Source organism: Micromonospora sp. GCM10011541 (assembly GCF_042650725.1).
Taxonomy (GTDB): domain Bacteria; phylum Actinomycetota; class Actinomycetes; order Mycobacteriales; family Micromonosporaceae; genus Micromonospora; species Micromonospora sicca.
The window spans coordinates 1-15,045 of record NZ_JBHSBP010000057.1 but is presented as its reverse complement, the minus strand read 5'-3'; the positions used below and the strand labels follow the sequence as shown (position 1 = coordinate 15,045).

General features: G+C 74.0%; 18 protein-coding genes. 6 read left to right on the top strand and 12 right to left on the bottom strand.

What is annotated here, in order from left to right; genetic code table 11:
• Positions 1 to 23 precede the first annotated feature (23 nt).
• Entirely contained in the window at positions 24 to 1,976 is a 1,953-nt protein-coding gene (locus tag ACFOYX_RS24740; protein WP_377534407.1) for a beta-propeller domain-containing protein, read from the bottom strand.
• 113 nt (positions 1,977 to 2,089) lie between these two features.
• Entirely contained in the window at positions 2,090 to 2,548 is a 459-nt protein-coding gene (locus ACFOYX_RS24735; RefSeq protein ID WP_109800426.1) for an Lrp/AsnC family transcriptional regulator, read from the bottom strand.
• Between the two features lie 59 nt (positions 2,549 to 2,607).
• On the opposite strand from ACFOYX_RS24735, the gene ddaH reads away from it, so the two are divergent.
• Positions 2,608 to 3,441 (top strand): dimethylargininase, encoded by an 834-nt coding sequence (gene ddaH / locus ACFOYX_RS24730; RefSeq protein WP_336635457.1) that lies wholly within the window; start codon positions 2,608 to 2,610, stop codon positions 3,439 to 3,441.
• A gap of 82 nt (positions 3,442 to 3,523) precedes the next feature.
• Here ddaH and ACFOYX_RS24725 read toward each other — a convergent pair whose 3' ends face one another.
• Together ACFOYX_RS24725 and ACFOYX_RS24720 are read right to left on the bottom strand one after the other, a co-directional pair.
• Entirely contained in the window at positions 3,524 to 4,729 is a 1,206-nt protein-coding gene (locus tag ACFOYX_RS24725; protein WP_322439859.1) for an ABC transporter substrate-binding protein, read from the bottom strand.
• Between the two features lie 47 nt (positions 4,730 to 4,776).
• Complete coding sequence (locus ACFOYX_RS24720) at positions 4,777 to 5,604, bottom strand: S9 family peptidase (protein ID WP_109800423.1); 828 nt, start codon at positions 5,602 to 5,604, stop codon at positions 4,777 to 4,779.
• An 84-nt stretch (positions 5,605 to 5,688) separates the two neighbouring features.
• Between ACFOYX_RS24720 and ACFOYX_RS24715 the strand changes: the two genes are divergently transcribed.
• Positions 5,689 to 6,285: a bacterial proteasome activator family protein gene (locus tag ACFOYX_RS24715; RefSeq protein WP_109800422.1), complete on the top strand. Its 597-nt coding sequence runs from the start codon at positions 5,689 to 5,691 to the stop codon at positions 6,283 to 6,285.
• A 41-nt stretch (positions 6,286 to 6,326) separates the two neighbouring features.
• Here ACFOYX_RS24715 and ACFOYX_RS24710 read toward each other — a convergent pair whose 3' ends face one another.
• The 3 genes from ACFOYX_RS24710 to ACFOYX_RS24700 all read right to left on the bottom strand — a co-directional run bounded on the left by ACFOYX_RS24710 (position 6,327) and on the right by ACFOYX_RS24700 (position 8,882).
• On the bottom strand, positions 6,327 to 7,139 hold the full coding sequence (locus ACFOYX_RS24710; RefSeq protein WP_109800421.1) for an HAD family hydrolase: 813 nt from the start codon (positions 7,137 to 7,139) through the stop codon (positions 6,327 to 6,329).
• Positions 7,139 to 7,960, bottom strand: a complete 822-nt coding sequence (locus tag ACFOYX_RS24705) for an HAD family hydrolase (RefSeq protein ID WP_109800420.1) — start codon at positions 7,958 to 7,960, stop codon at positions 7,139 to 7,141. The genes ACFOYX_RS24710 and ACFOYX_RS24705 overlap by 1 nt, the downstream gene beginning before the upstream one ends.
• Positions 7,961 to 8,150: 190 nt before the next feature.
• Positions 8,151 to 8,882: a hypothetical protein gene (locus ACFOYX_RS24700; RefSeq protein ID WP_109800419.1), complete on the bottom strand. Its 732-nt coding sequence runs from the start codon at positions 8,880 to 8,882 to the stop codon at positions 8,151 to 8,153.
• Positions 8,883 to 9,155: 273 nt separating this feature from the next.
• Here ACFOYX_RS24700 and ACFOYX_RS24695 point away from each other — a divergent pair, with 273 nt between their 5' ends.
• The 4 genes from ACFOYX_RS24695 (at position 9,156) to ACFOYX_RS24680 (ending at position 11,355) form a co-directional block, all read left to right on the top strand.
• Complete coding sequence (locus ACFOYX_RS24695; protein WP_369292970.1) at positions 9,156 to 9,686, top strand: zinc ribbon domain-containing protein; 531 nt, start codon at positions 9,156 to 9,158, stop codon at positions 9,684 to 9,686.
• Positions 9,602 to 10,033 carry an OsmC family protein gene (locus ACFOYX_RS24690; protein ID WP_322439861.1) on the top strand — a complete coding sequence of 144 codons (432 nt, stop codon included), beginning with the start codon at positions 9,602 to 9,604 and terminating at the stop codon, positions 10,031 to 10,033. The genes ACFOYX_RS24695 and ACFOYX_RS24690 overlap by 85 nt, the downstream gene beginning before the upstream one ends.
• A gap of 159 nt (positions 10,034 to 10,192) precedes the next feature.
• A complete protein-coding gene (locus ACFOYX_RS24685; protein WP_201749494.1) occupies positions 10,193 to 10,537 on the top strand; it encodes a metallopeptidase family protein in 345 nt (114 codons plus the stop codon).
• Positions 10,538 to 10,632: 95 nt separating this feature from the next.
• Complete coding sequence (locus tag ACFOYX_RS24680; protein WP_109800416.1) at positions 10,633 to 11,355, top strand: AIM24 family protein; 723 nt, start codon at positions 10,633 to 10,635, stop codon at positions 11,353 to 11,355.
• Between the two features lie 44 nt (positions 11,356 to 11,399).
• Here ACFOYX_RS24680 and pheA read toward each other — a convergent pair whose 3' ends face one another.
• The 5 genes from pheA to ACFOYX_RS24655 form a co-directional block, all read right to left on the bottom strand.
• Positions 11,400 to 12,356 (bottom strand): prephenate dehydratase, encoded by a 957-nt coding sequence (gene pheA / locus ACFOYX_RS24675; protein ID WP_322439862.1) that lies wholly within the window; start codon positions 12,354 to 12,356, stop codon positions 11,400 to 11,402.
• Between the two features lie 10 nt (positions 12,357 to 12,366).
• Positions 12,367 to 12,855: a hypothetical protein gene (locus tag ACFOYX_RS24670; RefSeq protein WP_322439873.1), complete on the bottom strand. Its 489-nt coding sequence runs from the start codon at positions 12,853 to 12,855 to the stop codon at positions 12,367 to 12,369.
• Positions 12,856 to 12,976: 121 nt separating this feature from the next.
• Positions 12,977 to 13,366, bottom strand: coding sequence for an ACT domain-containing protein (locus ACFOYX_RS24665; RefSeq protein ID WP_109803778.1), 390 nt, complete (start codon positions 13,364 to 13,366; stop codon positions 12,977 to 12,979).
• A gap of 75 nt (positions 13,367 to 13,441) precedes the next feature.
• Complete coding sequence (locus ACFOYX_RS24660) at positions 13,442 to 13,900, bottom strand: PAS domain-containing protein (RefSeq protein WP_322439863.1); 459 nt, start codon at positions 13,898 to 13,900, stop codon at positions 13,442 to 13,444.
• Between the two features lie 230 nt (positions 13,901 to 14,130).
• Positions 14,131 to 14,868, bottom strand: a complete 738-nt coding sequence (locus ACFOYX_RS24655) for a hypothetical protein (RefSeq protein ID WP_322439864.1) — start codon at positions 14,866 to 14,868, stop codon at positions 14,131 to 14,133.
• Positions 14,869 to 15,045: the final 177 nt, after the last annotated feature.

Sequence of the window (15,045 nt, the reverse complement as noted above, 5' to 3'; positions counted from 1 at the left end):
CCCACCCGCCGGGGAGGGAGGTGTCAGGTCCAGGGCAGCCAGGCGAGGCCGCGCGCCGTCGCCGGGTCGACGACCGCCAGCCCGGTGTCGGAGACGGCCCACAGCCGGCCGTCGATCAGCAGGGACCGGCTGGCGGCGCCGCCCTGCGGCAGGGTGACCGTGCCGACGTCGGCGATTCCCGTGTCGGTCACGGTCAGCAGGCGGACGCCGCCGGTGTTCAGCGGCAGCGCCACCAGTCCGGTGGTCGGGTCGAACAGGAACGCGTGCGGGTCGAACTCCGCCACCGAGCCGCCGCCGGGCACGTGGTGGCGGGCCAGCCGGGCGGGTCGGGCCGGGTCGTGCACGTCGAAGAGCGAGACCTGGAGGCCCTGCGCCCGGCCCCGGTCGTCCGCCTCCTGGCCGACGCCGAGCAGGCGGTCGCCCGGCACCGGGTGCAGGTACGCCGACCAGCCGTTGATCTTCAACTCGCCGGTGAGCCGGGGGGCGGCCGGGTCGGTCAGGTCGAGCGCGTAGAGCGGGTCGGTCTGGCGGAAGGTCACCACGTAGCCGGTCCCGCCGAGGAAGCGTACGGAGTAGATCCGTTCGCCCCGGCCGAGGCCGTCGACCCGGCCGGTCTCCGTCAACCGGTCGCCCCGCCGGGCGAGCACGTGCACGGCCGACTCGGTCCCGGCCGCCGACCCCGCGCGGGTGGTCGCCACCCGCAGGTGGCCCTGCCACTCCGAGAGGGCGTACTGGTTGAGCAGCGTTCCGGGCACGCTGCCGGCGGCCGCGTAGCGGGGCCGGCCGGGGTCGGCGGTGTCGAACCGGTAGATGTCGGTGCGCTCCGGCCCGGGCCGCCGCATCCCGCCCCAACCGGGCCGCCAGCCGGCGCCGCCCGCGCCGGCGAGGTAGAGGCTGTCGGCGGTGCCGTAGACGGTGTCGGCGTCCGAGGCGACGGTGACCGGGTCGCCGTCGCCCAGCCGGCCGGTGGCGAGGTCGAAGCTGAGCACGGTCAGCAGGGCGGTGCCGCTGGTGGTGGCCGGCCGGCTCAGCCGGTCGCAGCCGACCCGGCCGCTGTGGCGCTCCCCGCCGGCCGTCCACTCGTAGCGGGGCAGCCAGGCGTCCAGGCCGGCCCGGGCGATGACCGCCCGGTTGACGGTGGTCCGCTCCGCGTCGCTGCGCCGCTCGTCGTACGGGAAGGAGAGCCGGGGTTGCGAGCGGACCACGACCCGGGCGGTCGCGCCGGTCTGGCGGGCGTCCAGCAGGCTCCCGTCGATCCGGTACGTCCCGACGACCGTGGGCCGCCCGGCCAGGTCGACCAGGAGCAGGCGCGGCCCCTCCGGCCCCTCCGGCCCCTCCGGACGGTCGGGGCTGGTCGGGCGGTCGGGGTCGGCCGGGCGGTCGGGGTCGAGCGGACGGTCGGTCGCCGCGACCACCTCCGGCGCGGGCCGGACCAGCACCAGCGCCCGGTCCCCGTGCAGCAGCAGGCTGCTCTCCGGCCACCATCGGCGGCCCGATTCCCCCGCGGAGAGGTCGAGCCGCCCGGTGACCACGCGGCTGGCGGCGTCCACCACCCGCAGCATGCCCTGGCTGACCACGACGATCCGCCGTCCGTCGGTCTTCACCAGGTCCGGCTCGTCCGCCCCCGGCTCGTGGCTGTTGGTGGTGGAGTGCTCCGGCGCTGCCGACCCGGCCTTGGCCCCGGCGCCGGGCGGCAGCGCCGACTGGGGCCGCGCGGCCGCGCCGGCGGGCATCGCCACGTCATCGGCCACTCCGGTACGCCAGCCCGCCCCGAAGCCCCACGGCCCGACGGCGGCGCCGGCGGCGGCGCGCAGCCCGGCCAGCGCCTCGGCGCAGGAGTCGTACCCGACGAGCCGGGGCGCGGCCGCGGGTGGCGTCGGGTCGGGGGTCGCCGCCCGGGGCGCGACGGCGCTCCCGGCGAGCAGGCTCAGGGCCAGCAGGGTTCCGGTCGTGGCGTAGGCGGTCACCGGTCTCATGCGCCCTTGGACGCCACCCCCCGCCGCCCGGTTCCGGCCCGATCGCGCCGGGCTTCCCTTCGGCGGCCGGCGCGGAAGGGCGAGCGAGGGCGGGGCGGCGCGACGCGGGACGGTCAGCCGCCGGAGGGGCCGACGCCGGGCGACTCGACCAGCCGGGACAGGACGATGGTGCTCCGGGAGGAGGTGACGAACGACTCGGCCCGCAGCCGTTCCAACGCCTCCTCCAGGTGGGCGATGTCGGCGGCCCGCAGGTGCACCAGCGCGTCCGCCTCCCCGGAGACGGTGTACGCGCCGACCACCTCGGGGTGCCGGCGGGCGGCCGCCCCGATCTGCGCCGGGGTGGTCCGGCCGGCGCAGAACAGTTCGACGAAGGCCTCGGTCGTCCAGCCGACGGCGGCCGGGTCGACCACCGCGGTGAAGCCCCGGATCACCCCGGCGGATCGGAGTCGGTCGACCCGTCGCTTCACGGCGGGGGCGGAGAGTGACACCCGGGTGCCGATGTCCGCGTACGACGCGCGGGCATCCGCCACGAGTAACGCAATGATTCGCTGGTCAACCGCGTCTATCTGCAACGTTCCGCCCCTGGGAAGCAATGGTTGTGGCTGTTACCAAAGTTGTACCGTACCTACTCTTGGTGACCGTGAACCAGCAGCGAGTCCCGCGAAAGCGGACATATCTCATGTGCTCGCCCGAGCACTTCGCGGTCGAGTACGCCATCAACCCGTGGATGGACGTGACCGCGCCGGTCGACGCCGAGCTGGCGGTCAAGCAGTGGGACCGGCTGCGGGAGACGCTCGTCGGCCTCGGCCATGAGGTGCACCTGCTCACCCCCGAGCGCGGGCTGCCCGACATGGTCTACGCGGCCAACGGCGCCTTCGTGGTGGACGGCACCGCCTACGGCGCCCAGTTCAAGCACGACCAGCGGGCCGCCGAGGCCGCCGCGCACCGGGCGTTCTACGAGGCGCAGGGCTGGCGGTTCATCGCGCCGAGCGAGACCAACGAGGGCGAGGGCGACTTCGCGTACCTGCCGGAGGCGCACGGCGGCCTGATCCTCGCCGGCCACGGCTTCCGTACCGAGCTGCCGGCGCACGCCGAGGCGCAGGAGGCGCTCGGCCGGCCGGTGGTCTCGCTGCGCCTGGTCGACCCGCGCTTCTACCACCTGGACGTGGCGCTGGCGTCGATCGACGACACCAACATCGTCTACTACCCGGGCGCCTTCTCGGCGGCCAGCCAGAGGGTGCTCACCCAGCTCTTCCCGGACGCGGTCGTCGCGGACGACGAGGACGCCCTGACCTTCGGCCTCAACCTGGTCAGCGACGGCCTCAACGTCGTGCTCAACAGCGAGGCCAGCCGGCTGGCGGGCAAGCTGAAGGCGGCGGGCTACCACCCGGTCCCGGTCGAGCTGGCCGAGCTGAAGAAGGGCGGCGGCAGCGTGAAGTGCTGCATCGCCGAGCTGCGCCACTGACCGTCCCGCACCGCACGCCGGTCACCCGAACGGGCCGGCCTCCCCACCGGGAGGCCGGCCCGTCGGCGTAACGGGAGGTGACTCAGCCGAGCGTGGCCAGCTCGTTGATCACGACGTTGGAGAGCAGCTGGCCGTCGCGCTGGACCCGGCGCAGGTACCACTTCTGCTGCGGGGTGCGCGGCTGGTTGAACTGCCAGGGCCCGCGTGGGCTGTCGATCTGGCCGATCTTGCCCAGCGCCAGGTTGACCTGCTGCGAGGTGGGGTTCCCCGGGACCAGCCGGATCGCCTTGTCGAGCACCTGCGCGGCGTCGTACGAGGCCATCGCGTAGGTGGTCGGGGAGGCCCGGTACGTGTCGCGGTACGCCGAGGCGAACACCCGGTTGGCCGTGTTGTTGAGATCGGCCGAGTAGTTGAGCGCCGTCTCGATGCCGTACTTCTCGATCAAGGCGTCCTCGCTCTCCAGCTCGCCGAGCACCGTGCCCTCGGTGAGGAAGCCGGGGGCGTAGACCGGGCCGCGGTACCCCCCGTCGTAGAGCTGCTTGACGAACTGGACCGCGGCGGGGCCGGCGTAGTGGCAGAAGATCACGTCGGGGCGCTGGTGCAGCGCCTGGCCGATGGCGGCGCCGTACGTCCCCTTGCCCGGGTTGGCGATGTCGGCGGTGAGGATCGGCGCGGCGGCGATGCGGCGGCCGTTCACCTCGTAGCCCTTCCGGAAGCCGTCGACGACGTCCCGGCTGCTCTGGCTGTCGGGGGCGATGACGGTGATCCGCTTGGTGGCGGGCAGGGTCTCGCGGAGGTACTGGCCGAGCGCCCGGCCGGGTTCGTCGAGCACGTACGAGGTGCGCCAGATGTAGACGACGCTCTGCAGGCTGGTCGGGGAGGCGTTCGAGCCGATCAGCGGGACCCGCGCCTGCTCGACGCTGTCCCGGATGCCCAGCATGACGGCGGAGCTGACCACGCCGGTGAGCGCCAGGACACCCTCCTTGAGCAGGCGGTCGACGGCGGCCTGGCCGCTCTTGGCGTTCTCACCCTCCTCGGCGGTCACCACGGTCGCCGGGTGCCCACCGAGCTGATGGTTGTTGAGGCTGAGGAAGAGCTGGAAGCCGTTGCTGATCTCTTCGCCGATCACCTTGTTCGGGCCGGTCCCGGGCACGATGAGGCCGATCTTGATCGGGTTGCCGGAGCTGGCGGCCGGGTCCTCGGAGTCGGAGCCGCAGCCGGCCGCCAGTCCGCTGGTACCGAGCGCGGCCAGCAGTTGAAGAGCCTGCCTGCGGTTCATCTGCGACACCGATTTCCTTCCGAAAGCTGTGCAGGGCTCATCGCCCCTCCGGCGTTCTACCTGCTTGGCGACGCTGCGTCAATGCCCGGAAGATCATCGTGCAGCGACCGCAATGCGTCCAGTACCCGGGGCCAGGCGGCGGAGTCCGGCGCGATCAGGCCGAAATGCTCACATTCGGGCAGCTCGACAAGGGTGGCGGGAGACCCGGCGGCCCGGGCCGCGGCGACCCAGGAGCGGCTGATCGCCACCGGCACCTGGCGGTCCTGCGTGCCGTGGATCACTACGCTGCGTACTCGGATCGGCACCAACGCCGATGGATCGGCCGTGGCGTACCGGTCGGGCACGTCCGCCGGGCCGCCGCCGAGGAGCGCGGCCACCGCACCCGAGTCCAGGTCGAGGCGGTACGCCTCGGCCAGGTCGGCCACCGGGGCCAGCGCCAGCACGCCGCCGACCGTCTCCGGCGCGTGCGCCGCGACGTAGAGCGCCAGGTGACCGCCGGCCGAGTGACCCACCAGGATCGGCGGTACGCCAGCCACCCGGCCCGGCAGCTCGGCGGCGGCCAGCCGGGGCAGCGCGGCCACCCCGGCCAGCACGTCGGTCAGGGTGTGCGGCCAGCCCCCGTCGGGCTGGCCGGTGCGCCGGTACTCGACCTGGGCGACGGGGTGGCCCAGCGCGGCGAGCGCCGCCGCCATCGGGCCGGTGTGGCTCCGGTCGTACTCCGCCCGCCAGAACCCGCCGTGCACCACCACGACCAGTGGACGGGCCGGGCCGTCGCCGGCGGGCCGGCGCAGGTCGGCGACCTGGTCGGGGTGGTCGCCGTAGGCGACCGTGGCGTCCGGCGCCGGAGCGGGCCGGGTCAGCACGGCGCGCGGGTCTGCGGGCATGACCGGGACGGTAGCGCGCCCGGCCGGGTGGTTCCGGCCCGGGACCCGGTCCCGCCGCGCGCGGGTGGCGGGCCCTGGGTAAAGATGGGACCCATGACCGAAGCGCCTTCCGGTGGACAGAACGACGAGCAGGGCACCGACGGGATCCCCGGCACGGTGGTGGTGGTCGGTCCCGACGGCCGGCCGGTCGGCACGATGCAGACCGAGGAGGGGCAGGGCGAGGACCCCACCCGCCTGGTCGAGCAGCCGGCCAAGGTGATGCGGATCGGCAGCATGATCAAGCAGTTGCTGGAGGAGGTGAAGGCGGCGCCGCTCGACGACGCCAGCCGGCACCGGATGCGCGAGATCCACGAGCGCTCGATCGTCGAGCTGAAGGAGGGGCTCGCCCCCGAGCTGCGCGAGGAGCTGGAGCGGATCTCGCTGCCCTTCACCGAGGACAAGGCGCCCAGCGAGAGCGAGCTGCGGATCGCGCACGCCCAGCTGGTGGGCTGGCTGGAGGGGCTGTTCCACGGCATCCAGGCGGCCCTGGTCGCCCAGCAGATGGCCGCCCGGGTGCAGCTCGAGCAGATGCGGTCCGGCCGGCAGGCGCTGCCCAGCGGCCCCAGCGGGGTCATGCCGGGGATGCCCGGCATGGGCCAGCCGCAGGGCGGCGAGGGGCACGGCACCGGCCAGTACCTCTGACCGGGCCCGGGCGCCGCGCGCACGCGGGCGCCCGGGCCCGGTCAGCCCACCCCGAAGACCTTCTCCAGGTACGCTGCCACGCCGTCCGCGGAGTTCGCCGCCGTCACCTCGTCGGCGATCTCCAGGACGGCGGGGTGCGCGTTGGCGACGGCCACCGCCCGGCCGGCCCAGGTCAGCATCGGTACGTCGTTCGGCATGTCGCCGAAGGCCAGCACGTCCCGCTGGTCGATGCCGAGCCGGGCGCAGTACCAGGCCAGCCCGGCCGCCTTGGTCACCCCGGCGGCGGAGATCTCCACCAGCCCGCTGTACGACGAGTGGGTCGCCTCGGCCAGCCCCGCCAGCGCCCCCGCCACCAGTTGGACGAACGCGTCCGGGTCCTGCTCACCGGCCCGGGCCAGCAGCTTGACCGCCGGGGCGGAGAGCAGCTCCTCGGGGGACTCGACCGCCCGGATGGCGTCGTGGTCGGCGTCCCAGCGCAGCGGGTAGTGCGCCTCGTGCCGCATCTGCCGGCTGTCCACGATCTCCACCGCGAAGCTCACCTCGGGCACCTCGGCCCGCAGCCGCCGGGCCACCTCCGCCAGCAGTTCGGGGGCCAGCGGGTCGGCCCGCAGCACCTCGTCGGCGACCGGGTCGTAGACCACCGCGCCGTTGGCGCAGATCGCCGGGAGCGGCTCGGCGAGCTGGTCGTACACGAGCTGGAGCCAGCGGATGGGGCGGCCGGTGACCAGCACGACCGGCGTGCCCTGCGCGGAGATCCGGGCCAGCACCGCCGCGGTGTGCGGGCTGAGCGTCCGGTCGTCCCGGAGCAGGGTGCCGTCGATGTCCGTGGCGATCAGCCGAGGTGCCTCTCCCATCACCGGGACAGTAGTCGGTCCAGGTAGACCGCGACGCCGTCGTCGTCGTTGCGCAGGGTGACCTCGTCGGCCGCGGCGCGGACCTCCGGGTGGGCGTTGGCGACCGCCACCCGCGCCCACCCGGCCCAGGCGAACATCGGCAGGTCGTTCGGCATGTCGCCGAAGACCAGCACCTCGGCCGGGTCGACCCCGAGGGTCTGCGCGACCACGCTGAGCCCGGTGGACTTGTCCACCCCGGGCGGGCAGATCTCGATGAAGCCGAGCCCGGCCTGGGTGAGCGTGGCCGTCTCCGCCGGGACGATCCGGCGGGCCGTGGCCAGCAGCTCGTCGACGTGGTGGTCGGCGGTCCGGGCGAACGCCTTGATCACGTCGGTGGAGAGACACTCCGCGCGGCTGCGCGCCTCGAACCGGTCCGGGTAGGGCCAGCTCGGGTGGTAGTCGCCCCAGAGCGGGGCCTCGTGCTCGTCGGAGGCCTCGACCATGACGGTGAGCGGGCCGACCGCCGCCTCCAGGTCGGCCAGGAGCCGGGCGAGCACCTCGCCGGGGAGGCGTTCGTCGCGCAGCACCACCGGACCGCTGGGGTCGCTCTGGTCGACCACCCGTCCCCCGCCGGCCATCACCAGGAAGTCGGCGGCGCGGATGTCGTTGCGGGTGAGCTCGGTCAGGCGCGGTCCGCGGCCGGTCGCGCCGACCACCGGGATCCCGGCGGCCCGCACCCGGTCGAGCACCTCGTGGGTGTACGCGGAGACGGTGTCGTCGCTGCGGACGAGCGTCCCGTCGAGGTCGGTGGCGATCAGCTTGGGCAGGCCCGGGCGGGTCATCGTTCCTCCTTCGCCCGCCGCCGTCGCGCCAGCCGTTGTGGTCGTCGGTGCCTCGGCCCACGACCGGCGGGCAGCAACCGTACCTCGCGGATCAGGTCGCAACCACGGCTTCCCGGCGAATCGGGCACCAACCCGCGGCGACCGTCCGGTGACGTTCCGGAGCTTCGCTGAGGCGGGCGGCTTGCAGGGCTCAGGCCGGCGGCTCAGGGCGGGCGAACGGCACGGTGGGCTGGACCGTCAGGTCGGCCGGTGCCGGCGGCAGGTCGTCCGTCCGCGCCTGCTCCCGGCGGCGACCCCGGCCGCGCGGCCCGGGTTCCGGCTCCGCCCCGGGTTCGGCGGTGGCCGGCGCGGGCGCGGTCCGGCCGGACAGCTGGAGCGCGGCCGCGAGCAGGACGGTGGCCAGGAACGCGGTCACCAGACCGCGGCCGTAGTCGACCTGGAGCCCCGCCTCGGGGGAGTAGAAGAGCGTCCGCTGGCCCGAGTCGTCGAGGGAGAACGCGCTGGCGACGAGCACGGCGAGCACCGCCGCCGCGAGGCCGAGACCGGCCACCCGGGCGTTGGGCCGGACCGCGGGGGTGCCGCGCAGGGCCAGCGCCACCGCGCCGGCGAGACCGAGCAGGCCGACCAGGTAGCCGACCCCGAGGCCGCCGACGTCGGCCACCCCGCCCGGGACCCGGATCGAGGTGTTTCCCTCCGGGCCGCCGTTCGGCACCGTCATCACCAGCCACTCACCGATCAGCGAGGCGACCGCGGCGACCGCGCCGAGCCCGGCCAGCACCAGCGGCAGCCGGTGGTCCCGTCCCAGCCCGGCCAGCGAGCGTCCGACCCGGCCGGACGGTTCGGGTTCCCCGTCGCCCCACTCCACGACGGTCGTCCCGTCGGACCGGTTGTCCTGCCTGGGGATGGGGAGATCCTGGGACATCGGGCCACCCTTCCGCACGTGGGCCTGCGCCGAATCATGACACAGCCGGCACGCGGCGACGGGTACCGCAAGTCCTACGGATCCGCCGACGAGTCCCGCAAACCAGCTCGTGCCGCACCACCATCCGAAGCGTCGTACGGGTGGTGTTGACTCGTTCCGTGCCTCGTCGTCGGGATCCTGCCGCCTTACGGGTGGTTGACCGCACGGCGCGTGTCGCGCTGCGGTTGACGCCCGGGCAGCGGCGGCGGTGCTTGGGGCTGCTGCGCTCGGCTGGTGACGTGTGGGCGTGTGTGTTGGAGGTCAACGCGTGGCGGCGGCGCCGCCACGACGCGCCGCTGGTCGAGCTGCCCCGCCTGCCACCGGCGGGTGCCGAAACCCCGGGGCAGGACCTTGTCCTGCCCGCACTGCGCCTTCTCCGGGCACCGCGACCTCGTCGCGGCCGCCAGCATCGCCACCCGCACGCCGGGCGGCGGATCCACCACCCCGGCAGCGGTCGTACTGCCGCAGGTGGTCACGCACCGTCGAGCCGGCCGGCACCTGCCCGGAGCGGGCCGGTCCCGACGTGACCCCCGCCGCCCACCCCGGGCGGCGCGAGGATCAGTTGGCCCGCGGAGGCCCGCCCCACCCACCGGTGGGGAGTCGCTCACCCCAAAGGTGAGGATCCATGACAACAACAGGAACACGTTGAACGTTGGTGGACACCGCACTAGCGTCGGGGCATGCCTATCCGTACCGCATCCGCAAGTTGGCAGGGCAATCTCACCGACGGGGCCGGCACCGTCCGCACCGGCAAGGGCGGGCTAACCGGGACCTACTCGTTCAAGTCGCGTTTCGAGGAGGGCGAGGGGACCAACCCCGAGGAGCTGATCGGCGCCGCGCACTCCGCCTGCTTCTCGATGGCCCTCTCCAAGCAGCTCGCCGACGCGGGCGCGACCGACATCGCGGTGGACACCACCGCCAAGGTCCACTTCGACAAGACCGACGCGGGCATGTCCGTGACGCGGATCGACCTGGAGACGGTCGGCCAGGTCCCCGGCATGGACGAGGCCCAGTTCACCAAGCTGGCCGAGGCCGCCAAGGAGAACTGCCCGATCTCGCGGCTGCTCTCCCCGGGCGCGCAGGTCAGCCTCACCGCCCGCCTCGCCGCCTGACCAATCCCGCCCCTGCCGCCGGCGCCTCGACCGGCGCCGGCGGTGGGCGTGCTCCCGGAGGAGTGCCCATCCGTACGCCGATGGGCACTCCTGCCGTGATTCGGTAGTGATCTTGATGGCTGGGAACGCGCCCCGGTCGGGGAGGATGGGGGCGTGCCGGTGGAGATGAGCCGTGAGCGGTTCGAGGAGCTGGTGGGCGAGGCCCTCGACGAGGTGCCCGAGGAGCTGCTCGGGCTGATGAGCAACGTGGTGATCCTGGTCGAGGACGACCCGCCGCCGGGCGAGGACCTGCTCGGCCTCTACGAGGGGCACGCGCTGACCGCCCGGGGCTGGGACTACTCGGGCGTCCTCCCGGACCGCATCCTCATCTACCGGCGCCCGATCCTGCGGATCTGCGACACCGAGGAGGACGTCGTCGACGAGGTGGCGGTGACCGTGGTGCACGAGATCGCCCACCACTTCGGCATCGACGACGCCCGGCTGCACGCCCTCGGCTGGGGCTGACCGGGCCCGCCGCTCCGCCCCGCTCGGCCGACGCCCGCCGTTGCGCGGGTCCCCTAGCCTGCGGGAGAGGCACACCCCGATGCAGGAGGAAACCCATGCGCAGCGCGCTGTTCTCTGCGGAGAACCTTGAGAAGGAGTCCCAGCAGCCGGGAATGCGGCTGCAGAACTCCAAGATGCTGAAGATCGAGCTGAACGGCGAGGCGATGGCCCGGGTCGGGTCCATGGTCGCGTACCAGGGGCAGGTGCAGTTCCAGGCGCTCGGCTCCGGCGGCATCGGCAAGTTCATCAAGCAGCGGCTGACCGGCGAGGGCGTCCCGCTGATGAAGCTCTCCGGCCGGGGTGACGTCTTCCTCGCGGAACTGGCCAAGGACGTGCACATCATCGACCTGGAGCCCGGCGACGCCCTGTCGATCAACGGCTCCAGCGTGCTCGCCTTCGACTCCACCCTGCAGTACGACATCAAGATGGTCGGCGGCGCCGGCATGGCGTCCTCGTCCGGCCTGTTCAACTGCGTCTTCACCGGCCACGGCCGGATCGCGGTCACCACCAAGGGCACCCCGGTGGTGCTCAACGTCGACCAGCCGACCTACGTCGACCCGCAGGCGGCGGTCTGCTGGTCGGCCAACCTCCAGACCGGCTACCACCGCGCCGAGCAGCTCGGCCTGGGCACGCTGCTCGGCCGCAGCACCGGTGAGGCGTTCACCATGAGCTTCGCCGGCCAGGGCTTCGTGGTGGTGCAGCCCTCCGAGGAGCCGCCGGTGCCGGGCAGCGGCGCCCAGCAGCAGCAGGGCGGTCTGCTCGGCGGCCTGCTGCAGTGACCGTCCGGTCCGCGGGGCCGCCCCGACCGGGCGTCCCGCGACCGTCAGCTCAGCTCGCCGGCGCGCAGCCGGGCCAGCCAGGCCGCCGCGTCGGCGTAGTCGGCGTCGGAGAGGCCCGCCGGTGCGGGGACCGGCCGTTCGGCCGCCGCCTCGCTCCAGCGGTGCCGGGGGTACGACCCGAGGAAGCGCACGTCGGCGCAGACCCGGCGCAGGCCCTGCAACGCCTCGCCGAGGCGGACGTCGGCGACGTGGCCGGTGCAGTCGAGGAAGAAGACGTACCGGCCGAGCGCCTCGCCGGTCGGGCGGGACTCGATCCGGGTCAGGTTGATCCCCCGGACGGCCAGTTCCGTCAGCACGGACAGCAGGGCGCCCACCCGGTCGTGGGCGATGTAGACGGCCAGCGAGGTGACGTCGTCCCCGGTGGGCGGCGGGGGCGGGCCGGGCCGGGAGACCAGGGCGAACCGGGTCACCGCGTCCGGGTGGTCGGCGATCTTGTCGGCGAGCACGGTGAGCCGGTGCCGGGACGCCCCGATCGGGGCGCAGATCGCCGCGTCGTGCTCGCCGGCCGCCGCACCGGCCGCGGCGGCGCCGTTGGAGAGCACGTCGACCACGGTGGCGTCGGGCAGGTGGTCGCGGAGCCAGTTCCGGCACTGGGTGGACGCCTGCGGGTGGGCCGCCACGCTGCGTACCTCGGCGAGGCTGGCCCCCGGACGGGCGGCGAGCACGAACTCCACCGGCAGGATCACCTCGCGGGTGATCACCAGCGGCTCGCCCTCGGCCATCTCGTCGAGGGTCACCCCGACCGCGCCACCGATCGAGTTCTCCAGCGGCACCAGGGCGGCGTCGGCGTCCCCGGCCCGTACGCTGTCCAGCGCCTCGCCCACGCTGCGGGCCGGCGTACGGCTGCCCCGCTCGGCGGCGGGCACGGTACGCAGCGCCTGCTCGGCGAAGGTGCCCTCGGGCCCCAGGTAGACGTAGCGGGTCGGCGGTGTTCCGGGCATGGCGACCAGCCTACGCACCCGGGGTGCCGTCGCAGGCCAACGTCCGGATGCCGGGCGGCCCGGCGGCGCGTACCTGCGCCCCGCAGACGTCCGTCCCGGCGGTGACCAGCTCCAGCGCCCCCGGCCGGCCCCGGGTGACCACCTGCAGCTCCTCGTGCCCGGTCACGTCGAGCACGGTGTACTGCCAGTCCCCGGCGCAGAGCGGCCCGGTCCGGACCCGGACCCGGACGTCCCGGGGCAGCACCCGGGCCGTACCGCGCAGCAGTGCGATCACCCGGTCGCCGGACAGGCCGGCCGGGCAGGGCGCGGCGACCAGGTCGGTGCTGGTGGGGGTGGCCGTCGGGGTGGTGGGTGCCGTCGGGGTGGGCGTGGCGGTCGGGGTGGGGGTGCTCGTGGCGGTCGAAGCGGTGGCTGTCTGCTGGGCCGGTCGACGCAGCTCGGGCGGGGTGCCGCAGCCGGCGAGGGGCAGCAGGGCGAGCAGCGTGACCGGGACGGTCAGCCGCCGGCGGATGAGGGGGCGGGTTGCGGTGGGGGGCACGGTCCGATCCTAGGAATCAACAGACATCAGTACGACCGGGTGGCCGAGCCCATCGTAGGAGGATCACGCGGCGGGGTGAAGGTCACCTGTGCACGCGGTGCCCGGCCCGCTCCAACGCGGCCGTCGCCTCCGCGAGCCGCACCGCGGGCACCAGCACGTGGTCGGTGTCGTACGTGGAGAACGCCACCACGTTCACCCGGGCCCGGGCCAGCGGCTCGACCAGCGCGGTGAGGGTGCCGGTGACGGCCAGGTCGAGCGGGCCGACGATCCGCAGGCACCGCCAGTCCGTCTCCACCACCGCCTGCTCCGGCACCCGTCGGGCGGGGCAGATCACCGAGATCCCGTCGATGCTCCAGCTCACCGTCACCACGTCGTGGTCGCCCAGTCCGCCCCACAGGGTCGGGGAGAGGCTGGAATCCGCCGGTAGTCGACACACGGCGTACCCGCCCGGCAACAGAGCGACATCGAGCATGAGGGCACCATACGTCCTCGGTGACGGTCGGCCCCAGCACCGCCGGGTGCGGCGACCGCCACCCGTTGTCGCAGCTCAGACCTCGGAAAAGAAGGTGAGTGAGCCGGCGACCGAGTCGTTGGTGAGCACCGGCGTCGAGATCGCGTCCACGGTGGTGCCCGGCGCGTCGGCCCCGGGCCCCTGGACCCGGAGCAGTCCGCGGGCGAGCCGGCCGGAGTGCAGGGCGAGCAGTGGCGGAATCTTGTCCGTCTCCTGCTCGGTCAGCTCGCTGCGGTTGGCCGTGAAGTCGACCAGGCGCAGGCCGCCCTCGAGCAGGGGCCGCCCGATCACGTCGTCCGGCGCGCCGAGGCAGAGCAACTCGCAGCCGGACGCCGAGATGGCCACCACTGTGGTGTCGGCGTCGATCAGCAGGCAGGGCTCGGCGGCGTGGGAGACCGTGCTCGACCACTGCCCGAAGTTGTCGGACTCCTGCCCGGTGGGTGTCCCCGCGGCCGGCGCGAACACTTCCGAGAGCGAGAGCTCGACGTGGGCCACCGCGCCTCCTATGTACACCGACGGTCTGTCCACGCTAGCCGGTCGCCGCGACGACCGCTCGACCGCGTTCCGGCGCACCGGAGATCGGTGCTCCTCGGCTGCCCGGGCGCCGCTGGCGGCGTGGGACAGGTGTCGGTGAGGCGGGTGCCCGGAGACCGGGCAGCCGGCGACGGCGCGGATCGACGGAATGGTCGAGGCGGATCCCCGGACCGGTGGCGTCGCCGGTGACGTTACCGGCGGGCGGCCGGCTTGTCAGCGGCCGTTCGGCCCTCGTCGTACCACCGGTAGTCGCCTGCCGGACGGTACGTGCCGTTGAGCCAGGTGTTCGGGTGCTGGGCGACCCGGGACAGCTTCTCCGCGGTGGCGGGGCTGATCCGGTTGCCGCCGGCGACGAGAAGGCGGTCCAGCTCCCGGTGGGTCGCCATCAGGCAGTCCTTCGGCAGGCCGTACACGCTGATCACGCCGGAGCCGACGAAGGTCAGCACCGGGGTCACCGGGATCGGCAGGCCGACCGCCTCGGAGAGGGCCTTGCTCGCTCGCTTCGCGTCCCGGCGCGCCTCGGCCACATAGGGCGGACGCTTGCCGTTGATCTGCACGACGTCGCCGGCGACGAGCACCCGGGCGCGGCCGTGGTCGGCGATGGTGACCGCGAAGAGGCCGCTCGGGCCGATGGCCAGGAATCCGGCCCGGTCGTCCCGGTCCCGGTCGAGCAGGACGTCCACGGCGTCCGTACGCGGCCACTCGATGACGTGCCAGGCGGGACCGAGGTGGTCGAGCTGGCCCAGGGCCCGGGCTCCGGCCGCCTCCAGCCGGCGGGCGCCCCGCTCGGCCCGACGGCGGCGGGCCCATTCCAGTGGGGTCGGTCGGGTCGGTTCGAGCACCGAGGCGGACTCGATCCTGGGCTGTGGCACCGCGACCGGCGGCAGCGCCCGGGTGGGTACGGCTCGACGAGCGGGAAAGACAGTCATCGCGACCTCCGGCAAAAGGTCCCTCGAAGTTATGTCTCCACTACCCTACGTTGCGGACCCCGGTGTTCGGCAAGTTGGAGCGCCGGAATGAGTGCGGATGAATGCCATATTCATTGAGCCTTTCCGCGTAACGGGTCGTGGCGTTGGGTGATCAGGTTGTGCGGTTGTGGTCGAAGT